This window comes from Shewanella septentrionalis, from assembly GCF_025370265.1.
In the GTDB taxonomy this organism is placed as follows: Bacteria; Pseudomonadota; Gammaproteobacteria; order Enterobacterales; family Shewanellaceae; genus Shewanella; species Shewanella hafniensis.
The window spans coordinates 100,978-122,805 of sequence record NZ_JAMTCC010000012.1 but is presented as its reverse complement, the minus strand read 5'-3'; the positions used below and the strand labels follow the sequence as shown (position 1 = coordinate 122,805).

General features: G+C 47.6%; 16 protein-coding genes. 6 read left to right on the top strand and 10 right to left on the bottom strand.

The features are described 5' to 3' along the window. Positions 1-128: 128 nt before the first annotated feature. Positions 129-1,172 (bottom strand): YtjB family periplasmic protein, encoded by a 1,044-nt coding sequence (locus NE536_RS09100; RefSeq protein WP_425347530.1) that lies wholly within the window; start codon positions 1,170-1,172, stop codon positions 129-131. Between the two features lie 79 nt (positions 1,173-1,251). Here NE536_RS09100 and serB point away from each other — a divergent pair, with 79 nt between their 5' ends. Continuing rightward, complete coding sequence (gene serB, locus NE536_RS09095) at positions 1,252-2,232, top strand: phosphoserine phosphatase SerB (RefSeq protein WP_261272494.1); 981 nt, start codon at positions 1,252-1,254, stop codon at positions 2,230-2,232. 128 nt (positions 2,233-2,360) lie between these two features. Next, on the top strand, positions 2,361-3,356 hold the full coding sequence (locus NE536_RS09090; protein WP_261272493.1) for an alpha/beta fold hydrolase: 996 nt from the start codon (positions 2,361-2,363) through the stop codon (positions 3,354-3,356). Here NE536_RS09090 and NE536_RS09085 read toward each other — a convergent pair. Next, on the bottom strand, positions 3,353-5,734 hold the full coding sequence (locus tag NE536_RS09085; RefSeq protein ID WP_261272492.1) for a PilZ domain-containing protein: 2,382 nt from the start codon (positions 5,732-5,734) through the stop codon (positions 3,353-3,355). The two genes, NE536_RS09090 and NE536_RS09085, sit on opposite strands and share 4 nt — an antisense overlap. Before the next feature lie 102 nt (positions 5,735-5,836). On the opposite strand from NE536_RS09085, the gene radA reads away from it, so the two are divergent. Continuing rightward, on the top strand, positions 5,837-7,201 hold the full coding sequence (gene radA, locus NE536_RS09080; RefSeq protein ID WP_261272491.1) for a DNA repair protein RadA: 1,365 nt from the start codon (positions 5,837-5,839) through the stop codon (positions 7,199-7,201). A gap of 153 nt (positions 7,202-7,354) precedes the next feature. Here radA and NE536_RS09075 read toward each other — a convergent pair whose 3' ends face one another. Then, positions 7,355-7,726, bottom strand: a complete 372-nt coding sequence (locus NE536_RS09075) for a PilZ domain-containing protein (RefSeq protein WP_006086924.1) — start codon at positions 7,724-7,726, stop codon at positions 7,355-7,357. A 199-nt stretch (positions 7,727-7,925) separates the two neighbouring features. Here NE536_RS09075 and torR point away from each other — a divergent pair, with 199 nt between their 5' ends. After that, positions 7,926-8,636: a two-component system response regulator TorR gene (gene torR, locus NE536_RS09070; protein ID WP_261272490.1), complete on the top strand. Its 711-nt coding sequence runs from the start codon at positions 7,926-7,928 to the stop codon at positions 8,634-8,636. On the opposite strand, the gene torT is transcribed toward torR, so the two are convergent. Beyond that, a complete protein-coding gene (torT, locus tag NE536_RS09065) occupies positions 8,633-9,709 on the bottom strand; it encodes a TMAO reductase system periplasmic protein TorT (RefSeq protein WP_425347529.1) in 1,077 nt (358 codons plus the stop codon). The two genes, torR and torT, sit on opposite strands and share 4 nt — an antisense overlap. A gap of 61 nt (positions 9,710-9,770) precedes the next feature. On the opposite strand from torT, the gene torS reads away from it, so the two are divergent. Next, entirely contained in the window at positions 9,771-12,833 is a 3,063-nt protein-coding gene (gene torS, locus NE536_RS09060; RefSeq protein ID WP_261272488.1) for a TMAO reductase system sensor histidine kinase/response regulator TorS, read from the top strand. A 61-nt stretch (positions 12,834-12,894) separates the two neighbouring features. Here the strand turns inward: torS and torD are convergent, their stop codons facing one another. From torD to torE, 4 genes are all read right to left on the bottom strand, one after another. Continuing rightward, positions 12,895-13,524, bottom strand: coding sequence for a molecular chaperone TorD (gene torD / locus NE536_RS09055; RefSeq protein ID WP_261272487.1), 630 nt, complete (start codon positions 13,522-13,524; stop codon positions 12,895-12,897). A gap of 90 nt (positions 13,525-13,614) precedes the next feature. Further along, positions 13,615-16,104 (bottom strand): trimethylamine-N-oxide reductase TorA, encoded by a 2,490-nt coding sequence (gene torA, locus NE536_RS09050; protein WP_261272486.1) that lies wholly within the window; start codon positions 16,102-16,104, stop codon positions 13,615-13,617. Between the two features lie 15 nt (positions 16,105-16,119). Continuing rightward, positions 16,120-17,298, bottom strand: a complete 1,179-nt coding sequence (gene torC, locus NE536_RS09045) for a pentaheme c-type cytochrome TorC (RefSeq protein ID WP_261272485.1) — start codon at positions 17,296-17,298, stop codon at positions 16,120-16,122. Between the two features lie 43 nt (positions 17,299-17,341). Further along, entirely contained in the window at positions 17,342-17,518 is a 177-nt protein-coding gene (gene torE, locus NE536_RS09040; protein WP_006082688.1) for a trimethylamine N-oxide reductase system protein TorE, read from the bottom strand. A 525-nt stretch (positions 17,519-18,043) separates the two neighbouring features. Here torE and NE536_RS09035 point away from each other — a divergent pair. Continuing rightward, positions 18,044-19,396, top strand: a complete 1,353-nt coding sequence (locus NE536_RS09035) for an NCS2 family permease (protein WP_105251716.1) — start codon at positions 18,044-18,046, stop codon at positions 19,394-19,396. Between the two features lie 62 nt (positions 19,397-19,458). On the opposite strand, the gene NE536_RS09030 is transcribed toward NE536_RS09035, so the two are convergent. Beyond that, the gene (locus NE536_RS09030) at positions 19,459-19,890 is read right to left on the bottom strand and encodes a CBS domain-containing protein (protein ID WP_261272484.1); all 432 of its coding nucleotides are present in this window, start codon (positions 19,888-19,890) and stop codon (positions 19,459-19,461) included. A 124-nt stretch (positions 19,891-20,014) separates the two neighbouring features. Next, positions 20,015-21,781 (bottom strand): bifunctional ornithine lipid synthase OlsF, encoded by a 1,767-nt coding sequence (gene olsF / locus NE536_RS09025; protein WP_483414582.1) that lies wholly within the window; start codon positions 21,779-21,781, stop codon positions 20,015-20,017. Positions 21,782-21,828 lie beyond the last annotated feature (47 nt).

Below are 21,828 nucleotides of genomic sequence, written 5' to 3'. Positions count from 1 at the left end.
AATTTTTAGCGGCTTTTCTATTCAACTTTATTATTAATGGTTTGGTTATTAGAAATTGCTTGTTTATGGCTTATCTAGAGCTTAGCTATCAATAGATTAGTGATTTACCTTATCTATCGAAATAGATATTAACCTGTTGAATCTGTGTCGAGATCACTTGGTTCACTTGGTTCACTGGGTGTTTTTGGCGTCGAGGTTTCGGCCGCAGCGGTTGTTGCTTTAGTCGCGTGTTTTACCCGACGGACACTTTTCACTTTAGGTTTAACCTTAACAGGTACCGCTTGTTCCGCATCGTTTGCCGCGTTTTCAACTGCTGTATTATCCTGTAATTCCAATGATTTTTCTGACGTTTTTTCGGCCTTAGTTTGCACGCGGGTCTGAGTGAGCTTATCGGTATTTGCCTCTGTCACTGCTTTTGGCGCCTTAGTGGGTTTAGCCGCTTTTTCTTGTGGATAATCAGTGGTCGACACCAGTTGATCTTCTGTTAGCACTTGCGCCAAACTATCATTAACACTTTCTGATGGCTCTTCAGTTGAGGATCGTTTCTTAGGTTTTTTCGGAGCTTGACGCAACTTAACCCGAAAGCGGCGGCGGTCAAAATCGGCGCGTTTGAAAGACAAAGAGCGCGAAAGCAACATACCAATCAAGCCTGCAACCAGCAGCATGATTTGTTGTTGCTCCATGTTTAAATTGTGGGCCTCTTTGATTTCGTTGAAAAACAGCTTGGTATCGAGCCTGACTTCGACATAACCTAGATTTTTCCCTTCTTGGATCACAGGCTCTACATAGGGAGGATATTTGCTTAGTAGCAAATTCATTTCTTCCGAGTCAGGATCGACAACATCCTTAGTGATGCTTTGGGCGAAAGATAACCGCATGCCTTGGTCGCTGAAGATAGCCGCAGACATCACCTTAGGATCTTCGACTAAAGCGCTGGCGAGCCATTGCAACTGCTCATCATTTTGCAGTTGTAGTGCGGGCGCGGCTCCATAGGCGGTTTGCTGCACCAGTAATCTGGCCATCTTTTGAGTTTGGGACTTTAGAAGCAGCTGACCTTGTAGTAGGCTTGTCTGCCACAATTGCACTAAGCCTAATATCAAGGCGAAGGCGGCAGCAATTTGGATCAGTCTACTGATTTTATGGCTTTTCTTTAGCCCTTTAAGATATAACACTTTGACCCTTAAAATGTAGAGCGCTTGCCTAATCATAATTGATTCTGAGTGAGCCCGATAGTTGGAGAATTTAAGTCCGATGGAAAGCTTGAACCAAGATGCGCTTTTTTTGTGGTTAGTCTCTGACCATTCCCCAAGGTTTGAACGCCAAGGGCAAGTGTTTGAACGTTATCAAGAGTCAGCAAACCCCGCTGGTGTTTCGCGTTTGCGTGTGATCTATCAAGATACGTTAGCGCAGGCAGGGATATCGGCCTGGATTGCGCAGTTGTCTCAGTCTGATGTTATCGGTATTTCACATATCGAACGTCAAGTCGGCTTACATTGTATCGAGTTGGCACTGGTAAATTTGCCTTCTCAGGCGCAGTTAGCAGCATTCCCGAAGTCTTTGGCTGAACTGCATGTCATCAATTTTGATTTACCTCGTTTGAACCATCCCGGCTTATTAGTGATGGACATGGACTCCACGGCGATTCAGATTGAATGTATTGATGAATTAGCGGCCATGGCGGGTGTTGGCGAGCGCGTGGCGGCGATTACTGAACTTGCTATGCAAGGTGAGCTAGATTTTGAGCAGAGTCTGCGTCAGCGCGTGGCACAGCTTAAGGGCGCTGATGCCAGTATTATCACGACCTTGTGCGACAACTTGCCTTTGATGCCTGGGCTTGAGTCCATGCTGTTAGAACTTAAATCCCATGACTGGCGTTTAGTGGTGGCATCTGGCGGCTTTACGCCTTTTGTGGGTCATTTAAAACAGCTTCTAAGCTTAGATGCGGCCTTTGCTAATGAGTTAGTCATCACTGACGGCAAACTCGCGGGTGAAGTGACGGGTAAAGTCGTGGATGCGCAGTTTAAAGCGGATGTGGTTGAGCGTTGCAGTGAGCAGTGGGGCATTCCAAAAGGCCAAAGCGTTGCTATCGGCGATGGCGCCAATGATATCCCTATGGTGATGGCGGCGGATTTTGGTATCGCTTTCCATGCTAAACCTAAGTTGGCAGCGGCGGCGGATGCCAATATTCGCCACCTCGACCTGCGCGTTTTACCTTATCTGTTGCAAATCTAGGCTATTCATTTATTTGAAATTTGAGCCGAGATGAAAGCCTAAGTCAGGGCTGAGTTAGAGTAATGACTCTTGTCTTTTATTGATGAGCTGGTAGTTTAGGGAGATTGATAAACTACCAGTGACTCATTTTGACTCAGCTCGCTCAAGGCTCAACATCACCCATTTCACAGTCTTCAATCTTTCTGCCGTACCGCGATGGCCAACTGCATCTACGTCAGTTATTACCGTCGGTGCCTGATTTTTCTAAGACGCCTATTCTCATGCTCCATGGTGCCATGTCTAACGGTCGGGTGTTCTATAGCCAAAGTGGCCGTGGCCTAGGTTGTTTTTTGGCTAAGGCGGGATTTGTGGTGTATGTGTTGGATACCGCTGGCAGAGGGCTCAGTTTGCCGAAAATCGATCGGGATTTTACCTTAGGGCAAGGTGAAGTGATCCGCGAGCAATTACCTTTAGTGCAGCAGGCGATTCTCGAGTTACATCAAAAAGCCTGCCAAGAACAGGCGGCTAAGCATGATTGCAAAATCGTGCCGCCTTCGCAGGTGCATTGGTGCGCCCATTCATGGGGCGGGGTGTTAATGGCGAGCAGTCTGGCCCGTTATCCTGAGTTACAACAAAGTGTTCGTTCATTGCTGACCTTCGGTAGTAAGCGGACGATTCGGGTTAAATCCTTCAAAAAGTGGTTAATGGTTGATGTTTTTTGGAATCGTTTAGCGCCAGGTTTAGCTATGGGCCAAGGTTACCTTGCTGCCGACAAGTTGCGCATCGGTATGGACAATGAAAGTCGCGCCTCATTAGTTCAAAGTATCGATTGGGTGCGAGGAGATTGGCTCGACCACGACGATGGATTTGATTATGCGAAAGCGGCAACATTCGCTAATTGGCCACCAGCTTGGTTTATCTCAGGGCAGAGCGATACTGTGCTTGGACATCCAGAAGATGTGGCTGATATGGTCGCAGAGTGCGGCTTTAAACGGGGGAAATCAACGCTTCTTTCTAAAGATAATGGTTTTAAACATGATTATGGTCATGCCGATATGCTGACGCATATAGATGCTAGCAGTGATCATTTTCCTAAGATTAGGGATTGGTATTTAAGTTTTGATCTGGCGGTATTAAACAATTAAGACTGTTTTTTATGGATTGCAGGGTATCTTAGTTCAACCTCTTGGGTGATATCTAACAGTTCACCGACACCAATTATCCGCCATAACTGTTCTTCTAATTGTTTAGCTTTATGGTTTGCATGAATATTAATGTATTCCAATTCGCGACGCAGATAACTCATGTCTGGCTTCTCAGTCGCACCTCGGTAAACGCGTAGAGCGAGGAATCGGCCTAACGCTTTGCTCTGATTGATAAAGGTTATCTGAGCATCCACATCACCGACTTCTGTGGCTGAAGTGCATTTCAAAAAGATTTTGCCACGAGATTGACGTATCAACTGGACAAACACTTCAATGAAATCCATATCTTGCTGGGGTTTCATCTGGCGAATAGGTTCGAGGATATCCCGCTTAAAGAATCCATCCTTTAGCAGCGGTGCTAAATTATATTGCAGAGTATCTGACGTGCCTGCGGCAAAAATATCGCTGATCTCATCCTGTTGTGTACCTACGCCTAAACACGCGACTTGAGCCGATTTTGTCGTTTTTTCAACAAAGTAGGGCACAGAATGCAAATCATGCATCAAAATATTTTTTAAACCATCGGCAAGTTCATTCGCTTCACTATTGTTCTCAGTCAGTTGTTCTAACTTTTCCTTATTATGGGCAATCAGTTTATTTAAAAACTCGACCCCCACATGGGGTGTATGGCCCATGACCGCGGTTAAATGCAGTGTTACACCATTCTTACGGGTGCGCACTAAACGGTAAGGGAGATTATCTAACTGTGTTTTACCCGCAATGGTTTGTAGTTTAGGGAAGCTTAACAGTAGCGGTTTATTCGATGAGAACTCTGTCGGATTGTCTAAGGTTAATTGCATGCCACGGCTAGAGATATCTAAAGTAATGCCCGTGGCTTTTAGCTTGTCTTGCGTCACGTTGACTAAGGTTTTAAAGGCGAAACGAGCCTCTTGGCGTCGCTCGCTAAACTGCATGGAAACTAACTTAATTTGATTGGCGGTTAATCGTTGTTGACCAAAGGTTTTAAGGGCATTGGCATTACTGTTGTCTTGCCAGGCTTTGTAATGCCCTCTGGTATCTTCATTGCTGATATCGATGAGCTGCAGTAAATGACTAAACTGCGATAACTGCTGTTCGACCAGTGGGCTGAATTTAGCCTCATCGCCCGGCAGGGTTGCGCGGCGATAGCCCTTATCATGATAAATTTTATCTTGGGTAACTTTAAAGATCCGCCAGCTAGGTTTGGTCGATGCAAAGCCTAGGAATAAAGGCATCATGCCCTTAGCTTTAAGCTCCGCTAAGGTGGCAGAGTAAAAATATAAGCAGCCTTGGGCATTATAGGTAAAGCTAAAAAAAAGCCCGTGGTCGGGATTTTCTGGATGACTCAGCAGTGCCGATACTCGGCTTGGGGTCAGCATGGCTGGTAATTGGCTGATATCATTTTCATCTTGAAAGTAATGCACTATCTGCTGGTTATCACGGCTGAGCAGCATGTGACTCAAACCTTGGGTTTGAGTATTGAAATACAAAGGTAAGTGGGGCAGGTGGGGTAAATAATGGCGTTCAAATCCGAGTCCTGTTGCACTCACTATCACATCATTGACATCTACCTTGTAACGCAGTTTATAGCCGCGGATTAAATTGCCGAGCATTTCACTTAAGGCTTCGCTGCCACCAAGGCGTTTGAGCCTTAGCCAAATATATTCGCCATTGGTTTGGCTATCGACAATCTGATAATCCACGCCGAGCTGGAGATCGGGATAGTAAAACTCTTCACTGAGTTCCAGTAATTTTATTTTAAGGGGATGGTCGAGATCGAAGGGATGATTGGCGGCGAGGCGAATACGGGCACCGCCGATAGATAAATCTGCCGTGATCCCTGGCACTTCACCGCGACCCGTTTGTGAAGCCGCAATGCGAATACTGTAATTCATCCGCTCTTCGGCACGGTTGAAATAACTGCCCAATACCACGCCTGGCACCATAAAAGGTTCTGGCTCGGCGGCTTCAACCTGAGTCACACCTTGGCGTAATTTTACCCGACGCTGTTGGTGAGCATTGAGCACATGTTCATAGACGCCTAAGGTATATTGGTTGCGATACAGTGACATGGCCTCATGTAAACTGTTCTTGGCGGGTTCATCTAAAAAATGTCGCTGTTGACCTAACATGACTTCAGTACAAGCAAGCTCAGATTTATCCCTGAGATCGATAATTCGGGTGCAAGGCGAAGCCAAACGACTCAATTCCATTTTCACAAGAAAACGGGTCGAATTGGTTTCATCTATCGTCAGCTGCTGAAAAATCTCTTGGAAGTTAGGCTCCATGAGCAATGGCTTGAGCTGTTCGATGAGTACACTATGGTTATCTAAACTCATGTAGGGTCTTTTCTAATGCTGATTTTATGCCGTGCTGTGTTAGTCTTATGTCGGCAGTATTCATCGTTACTTAAATTGATTTTATACAGATTTTAATGAGTTATGGCAAAGAATAAAACGGCGTACGTATGTAATGAGTGTGGACAAGACTTTCCCCGCTGGCAAGGGCAATGCAGTGCTTGTCAGGAATGGAATACGATTACTGAGGTCAGGCTCGGTACGGCTTCTCCTGGGCGCAGCACTAAGTTTGTCGGTTACGCTGGTGCGAGCAGCAATGAAGTGAAGACATTAGATCAAATCGATCTCAATGCTCTGCCGCGAATATTGAGTCATTTCGGGGAGTTAGACCGAGTGCTCGGTGGCGGAATCGTGCCAGGTTCAGCCATTTTGATTGGCGGTCATCCAGGCGCGGGTAAGAGTACGCTTTTATTGCAAACCTTGTGTCATCTGGCCGAGCAAATGCCTGCACTCTATGTCACTGGTGAAGAATCCTTGCAGCAAGTGGCGATGCGCGCCCATCGTCTTGGTTTACCAACTAATAAACTGCGGATGTTGTCTGAAACCAGCGTTGAACAAATTTGCGAAGTGGCCCTCAAAGAATTACCAAAGGTCATAGTGGTTGATTCGATTCAAGTGATGCACATGAGCGATGTGGCATCGAGCCCAGGCAGTGTGTCGCAAGTACGTGAATCCGCCTCTTACTTAACGCGTTTTGCGAAGGAAAATGGTATTGCCGTCATCATGGTCGGCCATGTGACTAAAGATGGTAGTCTGGCAGGGCCTAAGGTATTGGAGCATTGCATCGATTGCTCTGTGATGTTCGAAGGCGATAGCGATAGTCGTTATCGCACCTTGCGTTCCCACAAAAACCGTTTCGGTGCGATCAACGAGTTAGGCGTATTTGCCATGACAGAGCGCGGCTTAAAAGAAGTCGCCAATCCTTCGGCAATTTTCCTTTCCCGTGGTGAAGAAGAATCTTCTGGCTCGCTTGTTATGGTGGTTTGGGAAGGTACGCGGCCGCTACTGGTGGAACTGCAAGTGTTGGTGGATAACTCGGCCATGTCTAACCCGCGCCGCGTGGCTGTGGGTATGGATGCTAACCGTTTAGCCATGTTGCTTGCTGTGATGCATCGTCACGGCGGTTTACAGATGTCAGATCAGGATGTGTTTGTGAACGTGGTGGGCGGCGTGAAAGTGACAGAAACCAGTGCCGACTTAACCTTGTTACTTGCTATGGTATCGAGTTTTCGCGGGGATATTTTGCCCAGCGATTTAGTCGCCTTTGGTGAAGTGGGATTATCTGGTGAAATTCGGCCTGTACCCAATGGCCAAGAGCGATTAATCGAAGCTGCTAAGCATGGTTTTAAGCGCGCAATTGTGCCAAAGGCCAATGTGCCGAAAAAGCCTCCTGCGGGGATGGAAGTCGTGGGTGTGTCTAAGTTATCTGAAGCGCTAGAAGCGATTTAGTCATTAGGCGCGAGTAAAATTAGATGCTAGCTAAAGTAAGGCGCTAGCTATGCTAAATGTAGATACTAGCTAGCATTAAACGCTCTCAAGCGAGATGAACGCCAGTAAGCAAAACAGCGCCATTAGCGCTGTTTGTGTTTGTGAGCGAGTGTCTTAATCTGCGATGTTGTGTTTTTCGATAAACAACATAAGTTCGCGATTCAGCAAGGAAGCATCACCTAAGTTCAGCTCCACCATACGTTTTAGGTGGCTGATGCTGTCGACGTCGATGAAGTTACACTTCAAGCCTAATTGGGCATTTTTTTGATGGACCAACTCAGTTTCCATACGGATCTCAATATCAGACTCGGGCAAGATAAAACTGAGGGTAATAGCATCACCCGAGTGGATAAAATTTTGCGGCTCTTCGACCAAAGCGCCATTTAGACTCAAATCGAGAATGGTCGTCTCCCACTGTGCAACACCTTGTTGTAGATGTGCATTTGTGGCAAATAGAATCCGCGAAAACTTGCGCCTTTCGTCCATACCCAATCCTTTTTCTTTCATAGTCTGCTAAGTGTAGTCCCATCAGTGTCCCTAAGCATATGTCATATTGATGTGACTGTAAAAGCAGAGCAATTTTTTATTCAATAAAGCTACCGAGATCGCATATTTAACCTTTCACTCATATGCAAATATGAAAAAGTATGAATAATTCACTTAAGTAAAATAAGAGAAATTGAAAATGGCTTACAGTGTGCTGGTTGTCGACGATGAAGCGGTTATCCGTGCGCGATTAAAGGGATATTTTGAAAAGGAAGGTTATCGCGTCGTTGAGGCGGCCGATGGCGAGCAAATGTGGTACGAGTTTAATCGCCAACATATCGATTTGATCATGCTAGATATCAATTTGCCCGGTGTCGATGGTTTGAGCCTGACCCGTGAGCTACGCAGCCGCTCCCATGTGGGCATCATTCTGGTCTCTGGGCGGGATGAATCTATCGACAAAATCGTTGGTCTCGAAATGGGCGCCGATGATTATGTAACTAAACCTTTCGAACTGAGGGAGTTGCTGGTTAGGGTAAAAAACCTTCTATGGCGGATTTCCCTTGTGAAGCAAGCTGAGTTGGCGGTCGCCGAAGAATTATCTCAACCGGACGATGTGTTAAGTTTCGAAGGTTATCAACTCGAACTTAACAGCCGCAAATTACGCCATGGCGATGCGTTGATCAAACTCACCAAAGCGGAATTCGAGCTACTGGTCGCATTTGCCCTGCATCCGCAGCAAGTCTTATCCCGCGAGCGTTTAATGCAGCAAACCAGCCACCGTAATCTGGATGTCAATGACAGAACGATCGATGTGATCATACGCCGCCTTCGCAATAAACTCGACACTGAATTGTTTGTCACTATTCATGGCGAAGGCTATTTATTTGCCGCTAAAGTGGACGATTAATGCGAGTGAGGTCGCACTTGGTACAGAGGGTAAAAGTCGGCTTCCGCTAGGCTGAAGTCTAATTGGGACAAAGTGTTGGAGGATGATGTTCGCTTGATGATCGCTGGGCCTATATCGCCAAATGCCTTAGCGCCTTCGAGTTGTTTCACTGTGACATCAATTGCGAGTTTCCCCTGTAACACGACTAAATCATCATTGCTGTAGATGACTTTTTCCCGTTTTAGCCCACGTAAAATGGCGGGGGAAAAGTAACTGCTTACTAGCTTGACTCTGTTACTTAATCTCTTTTGTTTCAAGGTACTAATGGCGGCCTCAATCGCCACTGCGCTGCCGAGAATATAATCTGGCTGCTGAGCTTTAAGCAGCATCTGCAACTGGTCACGATACAAATTGCGATTATTATCGGCGTGCTGAATGGCACTAATCTTGACTTGGCTCCCTTCAAGCGCCTGACGTATACCTTGCTCAACTAAATCAGTGCCACCTAGGTTTTCCGGTCCGGCTAAGAGTGCCAAATTTGCCGTTTGTTGCGGATGTTGTGATGTTGCATCGGCTTTGATGAAGTTACCCGCCAGTAGCCCCATTTGATACCAGTTGACGCCAATATGAGTTTTGACTTGGTCGCTATTAAGTTTATTGACTAGGGCTAGCACGGGTTTAGTCAGTGGCGCGGTAAATTGGGCAAGTAAATCAGGGCTGACTGAGCCCAGTAAGATGGCATCATAGTCGCCTTGCATACAGCTTTGCAGCTGAGCCAGTTGCTTATCTATATGGTAATAACTGCCAGCTTCGAAGAGATCGAGTGAGACGCCAAGGGTTTTCGCATGTTGGATCAGTCCATAATCAATGCCAATCCAGTAGGCATCTTTAAGGTGTGGCACTAGGGCGCAAATCCGCCAAGGCTGTTGAGCTTTTGTCAGCGGTAAGTAGTTTAATGTTTGGGATTGCTGGATTTTGACATTGAATGGCGTGCGCTGCTCTAATGGCCAAGTGAGGGGTTCACTTGTCGCATAGCCTGAAAACACGAGGCCAAATGTGGCGAGTGTGAGCCATCGTTGCCAATATTTTCGCATCATCCCGTATTATCCGCTAAGCATAATCTTGGGTGGCATTGTAACAGTTTAAGGAAGATGTGTGGCTCCTTTATCTTTATCGCGAACCAGTTTAACCGGTCGATTAATGCTCGCCTTCAGTGTGTTAGGCGTATTGTTGATGCTGCTTGTTAGCTTAGGCAGCTTAAGTCTGCATTGGTTAAAACAGGCCGACATTTACTTGTACGAAGAGTCGCTCCCCGCATCCCAAGCGGCAAGGCAGCTAGTGCAAGCTTCTAATGCCTTGTCTGATGGTGTGCAGCAGTTAGGGCGGGTAGAAGATGAACGACAACGGGAGTTTATTGGTCGTAAACTGAGCCTTGAAAGTGTCAATATGTTTAATGGCATCAAAACCTTAACCATATTGGATGTCGACGAAGGCCAAAATCTGAACCTGCTGGCCGAACAAATCATCAGCCAATTAACTTCACTTGGCAAAAGTGTGGGTCGGCGTTTGACCATGGGCGATGAACTGCAGCTGAAGGCCCATGAATTGTCCATTGCAGCAGGACATGCCTCAGAATTACTTCAATCTGAGCTCGCCGTGGTGAATTCTGCCATTTTGGCGAAGTTGAGTCAGGCCTATCCTGATATGGCAGGGGCGAAGCGCAGCGGCCGATTGCTCGACGATGTGATTGAGGGCGAACTTGATATTCAAGAGCAGCTCAATCGTGCCCTTAAGTTAGTTCATCAAATTGCCTTGTTAAGTCAGTTATTTGAATCCTCCGAATTGCAGTCAGAATTGCAATTAAGTGTGCCGAAGTTACTGGCGACGTTCGCAAACTCGAATCCTTCCCCGAGTTTTACCCTTCCTGAGCCTGAGATGGCGACGGCAATGGAGAGGGCGCTCGCCCATAAGACGGATTCAGCGCCTGCTTCGAGTGACATCAATATCGATTTGATGGCGCTCGATAATGTGCCCGAGATAATTCGCGACCCGGGGCGTTTGCAGGCGTTAAAAACCGAATTAGCAGTGTTGGCGCACACACCGCAAATCATTAAATTGCAGCGGGAATTAAGTCAAACACTGCAGCAGCAACAGCGTCAGCAGCAAGAGCTAGCCGAAAAACTCTATGGACTCAATACGCTGGTGGATCGCGCCCTAAATCAACAGCAACAACAGGCTGAATTAGCACGTAGTGATTATCTACACCAATTGTCCCTTGCTAGGCTTGGGCTTTGGGGCACAGGTGCCTTGATGTTTGTGGTGATTGGCTTTGTGATCTATCGAGTGATTTATCGCGGTATCGCCCTTAGGTTAAATCAGGCGACCGAGGCTATGTCCCGCTTGAGCTTAGGTGACACGAACGTGAGTTTAGAGGCCCACGGTGATGATGAACTGACTGCGATGGCAAATGCTATCGAAGCCTTCAAGCGTAAAACTGCCCATAATCTTAAATTACAGGCTGATTTACGTCTGGTGGCAGATGAGTTGACCGAGCATAAAAAGGCGTTGGAGCAAACCGTTGCTGCCCGTACGCAAGAGTTAGCCGATACCAATAATCGCCTCGATGCCGAAGCCAAGGGCCATGCTAAAGCAAGGCAAATTGCTGAAGAGGCGAGTCAGGCAAAATCCCAATTCCTTGCGACCATGAGCCACGAAATTCGCACGCCTCTCAACGGTTTACTCGGTACATTAACCTTGCTCGGTCACAGTGAACTACCGCCAGCGCAGCAGCAAATGTTAGCGCTATCGCAATATAGCGGCACGTTATTACAAACCGTGTTGAACGATATTTTGGATTTTTCGCGCCTTGAACAAGGAAAACTCAGCCACGAGCCAAGGCCAACCGATATCAATACCTTGCTCGATGAAGTGCTGGCGATCATGGTTGCCGGTGCTAATTTGGCTGGCCTCAGCCTCAAAATGAACAAATCAAAGCTACCAAGTTGCATCAATATCGATGGGCCAAAGTTGCGCCAAGTGTTGTTCAATCTCATAGGTAATGGCATTAAATTTACGCAAGAGGGCGGCGTGACGTTAAGCGTTAGTTTGCAGGGTACTCAACTGTCTTTTGTTGTACAGGACACGGGCGTAGGTATTGCGCCTGCGGCACTCGATAAATTGTTTGTGCCCTACAGTGCTTTACCGAATCAAGGTCGCAGTCGCGGCACGGGGTTAGGGCTCGCCATTTGTAAGCAATTGGTTGAGTTAATGGATGCTAGCGGCCGCGGGATTTGGGTCAAAAGTCAACCAGGGAAAGGCAGTGAGTTTGGTTTTGAACTGGCCTTTAATGAATGCGATATGACCTATGTCAAAGCGGTAACAGAGAGGGTATTAGTGCCTATTCGCCAAGTGCTGGTGGTAGAAGACAATAAAGTGAATGCTATGGTGGCGCAGGGATTTTTAGCGCACTTAGGTCACAAGTCAGTGCTTGCTGTCAGTTGCCAACAGGCGCTTGAATTTGTTGAGTCTAGCGGTTTGGTTTTCGATGCTGTGATGCTGGATATTCAGCTCAGTGATGGCTCTGGAATTGATTTATTGCCGCAGTTAAAAATGTTGATCGCCAACCCTAATGTGAAGTTTGCCGCCTTTACCGCCCAAATGCAGAGCGAGGATTTACAGCATTACCGCGAGGTAGGATTTGATGCTGTATTGGCTAAGCCTCTAAGTCTACAAACCCTTACAGAATGGCTTGGCGTTGCGGTTTCTCCCTTGTCGGCATCCATTTCATCATCGACCGTGAATGACCTGTTGTCTGCGCCGCCTCAAGTCACAACGGAAGCTAAGATTACAACGACAATAGCGGATGTCGATGATGAGCCGTTATTAGATCTCAAGCAGTTAGCGCAGGATAAGGACGTACTCGGCAGCGAAGCTATGATGTCTATGCTCGATCTTTTTAGTGATTCGAGTCGTGAGCAGCTTGCCAAACTGTCTCTAGCTAATCCCAAGGAAGATGTAGCCAAATTGCTGCACGGGCTTAAGGGCAGCAGTGCCAGTATGGGGCTGATAGCGTTAGCTAAATTATGTAAGGAGTTAGAGCTGGCGCTAAAAGCCAGTGCAAATAACGCGTTTGAGCTTAGTGAATTTCAACGCCTTGAGTCTTGCAGGCAGGCATCGATTGCCGCCTTGAGCCAATGGTTAGCTGCACAAAACGACTGAACTTGCCTGCTCATAAACCCATTGGATAGCATTAATCTAAAGATAAGTAGCTCTAGAACGTTTAGCTAATCACCGCCTCAGCGGGTTCAAGCTGTGCGATATCTTGCTTCACCCACGCTAAGGTGAGTATGGCAACGGCACTATAGAAACCGTTTTTGTCGCATTGAGTGAGTTGGTTAATAAATTTTGCTAACCAAGAGTCGACGCAGGTTTGCAAAAAGCTTAATTGGACACTGTCTTCACTGTGACAACATAAGTGCGCCATATAGGCGAGCATTACGGCCAAATGGTCGGCGGGCTCTGGGAAATGACTCTGCACTTGCAGTTTGCTCTGGTGTAAAAATTCACTCATCTGCTGATGTTGCTGACCAAATAGCAGAGGTTCATCTTCGCCACTTAAATACAGGCTAGCATAGGGTGAAGCGCTGTGTTTGGTACCAACGAGAAATAAGCCGCAGTAATCCGCCGCGAGTTCGAGTAACGTCTCATCATCTTTTATCCCATTGAGCGTGCTGCGAATTTTATCCACTGACTGAGTGAGCTTAGCCTCTAGGCGAAGCTGTTCCCAGAATTGCTGCGCCGCTTCGCTGGTGAGTTCTTTAAGTCTTTGCTCGTCAACTTCGCGGGCGAACAGTGATGATAACAGCTGATAAACCAAGGCTCTGGCGTGGTTGATATCGACTTGACTCATTGTATATTCCTCAACACGCCCTAGTTTTGGCGCTAAGATTGGATGCTGAGACGCGCCGCGTTCGGCGCATCCAGCGTTTCGGTTCTAAGGTTAGATTTCGACTTCGATAGGGCCATCGAAGGAGCTGACCTTAGGCACTTTGCCTTGGTATTTTTCAAACTCGACTAAGCAAGTATAGGCTGAGCAAGCTTGGGCAAGTTTAGAGGTGCCTATGTCTAAAGTGAGAGTGTTAGGATCGCCATAACTACACAGGGCGCCGACTTCAGCCCCACCTTCAGTGCTACCATCTTTACCTACTGGCCCATACCATGCGCCTTCGTGAATCCGCACAATACCAGTAGGGAAGTTGTCCGATACCACAGCACCTGCCAACAGTTGGCCACGGTCGTTAAAGACTCGCACTATATCGCCATCTTTGATGCCGCGCGCTTTTGCGTCGACAGGGCTGATATACACAGGCTCACGGCCATTGACTGCGTAGGTCTCGCGGTATTCTCGCGACTCACACATTTGCGAGTGTAAGCGTTTGTCTGGGTGGCATGACTGCAACCAAATCGGATGCTTGTCAGAGCCAGGGCCGCCATGGCTACGCTCGGTTTTCTCCATCCAAGTTGGGTGACCTTTACAGTCATCGTAACCGAATTGCTCAATCTTACGGCTAAAGATTTCAATCAAACCTGAAGGCGTGCCTAGTGGATTGATTTCAGGATCGTTTCTAAAGTCTGCATGGCGCGTCCAGACTTCACCGTCACCAAAATGCACATAACCTTGTTTCCAGAAAGTCGCAAAGTCAGGCATCTCAAACTTGCCCGCGTTGGCGGCTTTACATTCGTTATAGAGGGTTTCTAACCACGCCATTTCGCCCATGTTACGGGTGTATTCTTTCTCTTTGCCGAGTACGGCGGCAAAGCGAGTGAAAATTTCAAAGTCCGACAAGCTATCAAACAGTGGTTCAACCATTTTCTGCATGGCTAAAATACCGCGGTTAGCATAGGCGCCGTATACGTCGATATCGTTGCGCTCATAGGTGGTGCAGGCGGGCAGCACTATGTCGGAGAAGCGGCAAGTTGCTGTCCAGTTCACATCGACAGTGACCACACATTCAAGCTTATGGAAGGCTTGCTTCATACGGTTTCTGTCTTGGTGATGGTTCCAAGGATTATTACCCGAGAAAATCATCATCTTGATATCGGGATAGACCACTTTCGAACCGTTAGCATCAATGGTTTTGCCGGGTTCGAGAATCGCATCAATCCAGCGGGCAACCGGAATCGTGCTGCTCGCGCCCTTGAAGTCTGAGCTATCGAATAGCGGCTTTTGATTTTCGTCCAAGTTACGGGGGAAAGCACCAGGTGCTGCGGCACCCGATGAAGGCACGCCGATACTCGAGTAGTGGTGACCATAGCTGATGCCACCACCGGGAAGCCCGATTTGGCCAATCATGGTCGCCAGCACCGCCGCCATCCAATAGGGTTGTTCACCGTGTTGTTGGCGTTGGATACACCAACCCATCATGAATTGAGTGCGACCCTTGACTAAGGTTTTGGCTAAGTCGCGAATAACATGGGCTTCAACACCACAGATAGGCGCGGCCCATTCTGGGGTTTTGGCTACGCCATCTTTAGTGCCCATCACATAGGGCACAAACTCTTCAAAACCTAAGCTGTAGCCTTGGATAAATTTATCGTCGTAGAGCTTTTTGCTGATCATCTCATGGGCGATGGCCAGCATTAAAGTCACGTCTGTCTGTGGGTTAACGTAGAGTTGCTCACAGCCCAAATAGGCTTGGGTCTTAGTCACCACAGGGTCGATACTGATCACGCGGATCTTGCCTTGCTTCACTTTCTCTTTTAACTGCGCAAGGTAGGCAAAAGATTCATGGGTTTCCGCATTCCAACCCACTTGCAGGTTCTTGTACGGATCGTTCGACCAGAGCACGATAGTGTCGCTGTGTTCTAAGATCAGCGGCCATGAAGTGCCTTGGGCATACACTTCGGTTGAACCTAACACATAGGGCAGAATCGTTTGGCCTGCACCTGTGGAGTAGTCGCCGATTTTCTTCACATAGTTGCCGTGCATCCCCACAGCGCGTTGCATATGACTCGTGCTGGAATGCAGTTGACCCGTGGCGCGCCAACCGGTTTGACCCGCATGCAGACCTGATGGACCGTATTGGGTTTGGACTTCATCTAATGAATGCTTAAACAGTGTTAATGCCTTGTCCCACGTCACGCGAACAAAGCGGAAATCACCCCTTTGATGGGTATTACTCTTATGACCTTTGAGTAAAAAATCTAAGCGCACCATAGGGTAACGTACACGCGATGGATTGTAGACCATGCCGCGGATGCCGTTAATCATATCCGTTGGATACTTATCTAAGTCGAAGGGTTTCACTTCGGCAATGACGCCGTTTTTGCGCTTCATTTTAAAGGCGCCGAAGTGTGAACCTGTGGTTAGCCATTCGTCTTCATTGATGCCCGCTTTGGCTAAGGCATTTAAGGGCGCTAACACTGAGCTGCCACCTAAGACAACGAAAGAGGATGAGGCGATACCCTTTAAAAAGTCTCTTCTGTTCATGGTATTACTCCCGAATTAGTGCTCTTTTTTCACAAAAGTTGACGAATGTTCCTGCAGATATTTCTGCACTAGTGCTTGGGTGTCTTGGTCCATATTCACGAAGGCCAACATGCCTTGGAACATTCCCGGCCAAGTATTGGCGTCAAAGTGCGCCTCATCGGGTTGGGTATGGCAAACACTGCAGCTGGAGCGGAAGGTATCGCGGGCATAACCCCAAAGTGGTTGCAGCTCGGTCAGCAGATAATCCTTATTGGTCCAGATTTGTGCTTCGATACGCTGCCATTTAAGGCCTGTCATAGGATCTTCTTTTTCTTCAAAGGTTTGGATAACACCTTCGGTTTCGGCTGCGTCTTTGGTTAACTGTGCCGACAGAATGTTCACGCCAAAGTCCATGTAGATCACGCGGCCAGCACCAATCTTTTTACGCCAGCCATCGATGCCGATCTTGATGCGTTTGCCTTGGGTTTCGAGCACTTTGACTTTCGTTGCTACGTTGAGCGTGCCAGCTTCCACATCGCCTTTATCAGTGAAGAATAAGGGTTTAGTCAGGGCGCTATAGTAAGTTTGATTCGTTTCAACTGAGCTAACACCCGATCCGACTTCTGCAATCAGTTCTGGTGCGCGGGCAGTGCCCATTTCCGGTAAATGGTGGGCAATACCTTTATGGCAATCGATACAGCTTTGGTCGATTTCTGCAGCGCGTTTCATCTGTTTTTGTGCCAGGGGTGACATGGCTTCCCATTTCATCGAGTTGTAGTTGTGGCAGTTTTTGCAGGCTAAGGAGTTGTCGCGGTCGAAACGTTTCCATTCACGGCTCGCCATTTCTAAGCGTTTGGCTTCGAATTTTTCAGGGGTGTTGACTGTGTTAAATAACCAGCCCCAGACGTCGTGCGAGGCTTCCATCTTACGGGCGATTTTACGGCTCCAGTTATGGGGCACGTGGCAATCGGGGCAGGTGGCGCGAACGCCAGAATGATTCGACCAATGCACAGTTTCCTGCAGCTCTTGGTAGGGTTTGCTTTCCATACTGTGGCAGCTAATACAAAAAGCTTCGGTATTGGTGGCTTCGAGTGCAGTGTTAAATCCGCCCCAGAAGATGATACCCATGATAAAAGCGCTGATGCTGACGGCGCCTAAGGTCAGCGCTTTGGTGGGTTTGTTCAGTGTGCGCCAGAGGTTGGTTAACCACTTCATAATCGCGTCCTCAAAAAGTAACTATATGGTAAATAGATATAAATTAGTGGCCGACAACGCCGCCGAAGGCTTGGATCATCCAAATGATGAAGCCGTAAATACTGATCCCTGCGATAGTGAGCGCGGGGAAGAGTAAAAAGATGATGAACCCGAGCGCTTTTAATTCATTTTTGCGCGTGGATTTCTCTGATGTAGGTGTTTGTATGTTTGGCTTTGTCATTGGGGTCGACTCCGATCGAAAGCGATTTTTGATAGGAGCACTATAGAGGGGAGATATGAATGGACTTGCTTGCTGTGATGAATGGGGTTTGACAATATATGAAAGATTATGAAAACTTTTTAAGGGCGTAAGCTTAGCGCTGTTCTGGCAGACTTTGGTGGTGATTAATGTGAGTTCAATGGGCAGTTATTGCCTAGGTTTGGGCAGTTTTTTGAACAACTGATTTCGGCTTTTGCCGCTAATTTTTTATCGAAGTGCAGGCGATGTCTTAGCTATCTTTGGGAGATTCCAGTATCATCCGCGGCCAACAACGGCTGCGTCTACATGGTTAATGGCTTTTTAATCATCGCGAGGCATCACTGCTTGCAGATCATGGATTTTTCCCACAGTAGGAAAATGATGTGGATCTCTCACCCAAGTCTGATGGATTTGGGGCTCTAATCTGCCGCAGCCAGCGTCGCCAATTGCGTTTTAGGGTAATTGGTACCGACCCCATTTTAAGAGATCACAAGGTATAACAATATTATGTCTGAGCAATTGAGTTCAACAGCCGTATCCTCTGGTTCGTTTCTGGACCGTTATTTTTCTATTCAACAACGTGGCAGCACAGTTCGCCAAGAAGTGATTGCGGGATTCACAACCTTCCTCGCTATGGTCTACTCAGTGATTGTGGTGCCTAACATGTTAGGCCAAGCGGGATTTGATCCCGGCGCCGTGTTTATCGCCACCTGTTTAATTGCTTCATTTGGTTCTTTGCTCATGGGTTTATGGGCTAACTTACCTATGGCGATTGGCTGCGCTATTTCGCTCACGGCCTTTACTGCGTTTAGCTTAGTCCTAGGTCAGGGAATGTCGATTCCAGTCACCTTAGGCGCTATTTTCCTAATGGGTGTGACGTTCACACTTGTGAGTGTGACAGGTATTCGCCAGTGGGTGCTGGCGAATTTACCAAAGGGCATAGCCCACGGTACAGGCATAGGTATCGGCTTGTTTTTACTTTTGATTGCGACTAACAGTGTGCAGTTGATTGTGGCCAATAGCGCAGGCTTACCTGTGAAGTTAGGCGACATTAACAGCTTACCTGTTATCGCTACCGTTATAGGTTTAGCGGCGACAATTGGTTTAGAGCGCCGCGGTGTACCTGGCGGTATTTTGTTGGTGATTATCGCGCTATCGGTATTTGGTTTAGTGTTCGATCCGAGCGTTAAATACCAAGGTTTGTTCGCCTTGCCTGATTTTACCTCAGAGCATTCACTGATTGGTCAGCTCGATATTATGGGTGCCTTTAATCCTGTGGTATTGCCTATCGTATTAGCGTTAGTGATGACGGCGATTTTTGATGCGACCGGCACTATTCGTGCTGTGGCTGGGCAAGCGAATTTACTCGATAAAGACGACAATATTGTCGGCGGCGGTAAAGCCTTAACTTCAGACTCAGTCAGCAGTATGGTGGCAGGTTTAGTCGGCGGTGCACCAGCGGCTGTGTATATCGAGTCGGCGGCGGGGACTGCAGCGGGCGGTAAGACAGGTTTAACCGCGACTATCGTTGGCGTACTGTTTTTATTGATGATGTTTTTAGCGCCATTAAGCTACTTAGTGCCTGCCTATGCGACAGCGCCTGCTTTGATGTATGTGGGTTTGTTGATGCTGAGTAATGTGGCGAAACTCGATTTTGACGATAAAGTTGATGCCATGTCGGGCTTAACCTGCGCTGTGTTTATCATCTTAAGCTGTAATATCGTTACCGGTATTATGCTGGGTTTTGTGACACTGGTGGTAGGCCGTATTTGCAGTGGCGAATGGCGCAAACTGAAGTTAGGCGTGCTTGCCATCACCTTAGGTTTAGTGGTGTTTTATATGGGTGGCTGGGCGATTTAAGTTAGGCAAACTGAGTGATTTTAACTGAGTTATTGTAAACAGAAGCGAGTGCAGTCTTAGGATTAGCACTCGCTTTGATTTTGTGCCCGGTATTCACAATAGGCCCGCAGTAAGTCTTTCCAAGTGACAATCCCAACCAACTTACCGTCTTCTAACACCGGCAAGCAGCCTATGTCGTTGTCTAACAAAATACGGGTTGCCGTGTCTAAATTGATGTAGGGCGCAACGGTCAGCGGATTACGGGTCATCACTTGATGGACACGTTTTTGCAGGGTTTCTAAGTCTCTTGCGGTTTCGGCGCTACTGCCCAAATTCGGGCTAATGGCACGCAGCAGATCCCGCTCCGATAACACGCCTTCAAGTTGGTACTCATCGACGACCAACAAGTGATGAAAGCTCGCTTGGTCGAAGATTTCCTTCGCCACAGTTAATCTGTCGTCCATTTCAACCGTGACGACTCGGGTACTCATAATATCGGCGATAATGATCGGCATGATGATCCCCTGATAAGCTTGCGCATCCTAGGATGCGCTCTGTTAATGCGCTGCATTACAGTTACTTATAACAGAGTGGTGCAAGTTTAGCCAACACCCATTACAAAGTTTTAACGCAAAGCTATTAGGCCTCTGGCTCATCATCCGCTGTGATTGGCATCCGCTCCGATTCGGGCAAGTGCGCGCCTATGTAGCGTTGATACTTTTTGCCTTTCAGTTTGTGGGTGTCCACCAGCACTAAGCCATCGATACAATCGCCAAAGTCAGCGTCGATACCAAAGGCGAGAAACTTAACCCCATCAGCCTTACACAGCTCACCATATTGCTTGTAGAGGGTAGGCACTGCAGCGCCCATACTCGCGAGCACTTGTTTGAGTTGTTTGAAATTACTCTGATAATCCTCGGAGAAATACAAATCATCTAACTTGGCTTTTTGGGATTTGGATAAACCAAAGGGCGACATGGAAACCGCCATCTGCTGCGTAGGCGCAAATTCTCGCGAGTAAAAGTGCACGAGCATTTCTCTGGCGCTGCCGGGCAGTTGATTGCTGATAGACACCGGGCCAAATAGGTAGCGATATTCAGGGTGTTTGGCGAGATAAGCGCCTATGCCAAACCACAGATAATCTAAGCTGCGTTTGCCCCAATATTTAGGCTGCACAAAACTGCGGCCAAGCTCTAAACCTTGTTTCACGAAGGGCATAAAGCTGTCGGCGTATTGAAACAGCGATTGGCTGTAGAGGGCGTTTTCGCCGTATTTTTCTAAGACTTTGTCGCCACTGGCAAAACGGTAGGCACCGACAATTTCAAACTGCTCCTTATCCCACAGCACTAAGTGCTGGTAGTAGGAGTCGTATTTGTCGATATCGCGGCGTTTGCCCGAACCCTCACCCACGGCGCGAAAGGCGATTTCCCTCAGGCGACCAATTTCCCGCATGATGGGATTGCTGTCGTGGTGCAGGTACAGGTAAATCAACTTGTTATCTTGCGTTTCCCCTAGCAGTTCGCATTGCTGCAGTGCCGCTTGCAGTTCGCGGCGCGATTCGGGATGGGCGATAGCGCTTTGGGTGATAAACAGCGGATCTTTATCTTTGCCGATACGATACAAGTGATTTTTAAGCAGTTTTATCTTGGTCTTGAGTGGAAAGTCCATCGTGCGCACGGCTTCATTGGGAATAAGCTCGCCAATGCGGATCGGCATATTGCGTTTGGCCTGTTTGAACATTTCCTTCACCAGCAGCAATGTGGCGAGTGGCTTGTAAATCATAGATGCGCCGTAGAAGGTCGCAGAGTTTTTGGCATCTAAAAATATCGGCAGTAAGGGCGCATTACAGGAAATCGCCATCTTTAAAAAGCCAGAGTGCCACTGTGTATCACGCACGCCGTTAGGGCGAAGGCGCGAAACTTCGCCCGACGGGAAAATCAGCACAGCGCCTTCGTTACGCAGGTGCTGGTGGATTTTTTCTAAATGCTGTTTCGGTGTGCCGCCCGTCATATTACGCACAGGCAGTAAGATTGAGTGCAGCGGTTCCAGTGCCATCAGGAGTTCATTGGCGACGACTTTGATATCAGGGCGAATTTCACTGATAAGTTTGATCAACGCTAAACCATCGAGTGAACCTATGGGATGGTTGGCGAAGATCACCACTCGGCCTTCGCAGGGAATGTTTTCAATCTCGTTGGCGGGCACGGTAAAGCTAAAGTCGAAACTCGCCAGCACTTGCTCGACAAAGTCCACGCCCTGTAAATAGGCATATTGATTGGCGATATCGTTGCATTGTTTTTCATTGAGCAGGTAACGCAGCATGGCCTTGGCGGGTTTAGCGAGCCAAGGTTTATCGTTGATAGACGGCAGATTTTGTTCAACCATATTATCAACGGTAAAAATCATGCTCTTCGCCTTAAGCGCTGGTGGCTGCACGGCATGGTTATTATGCT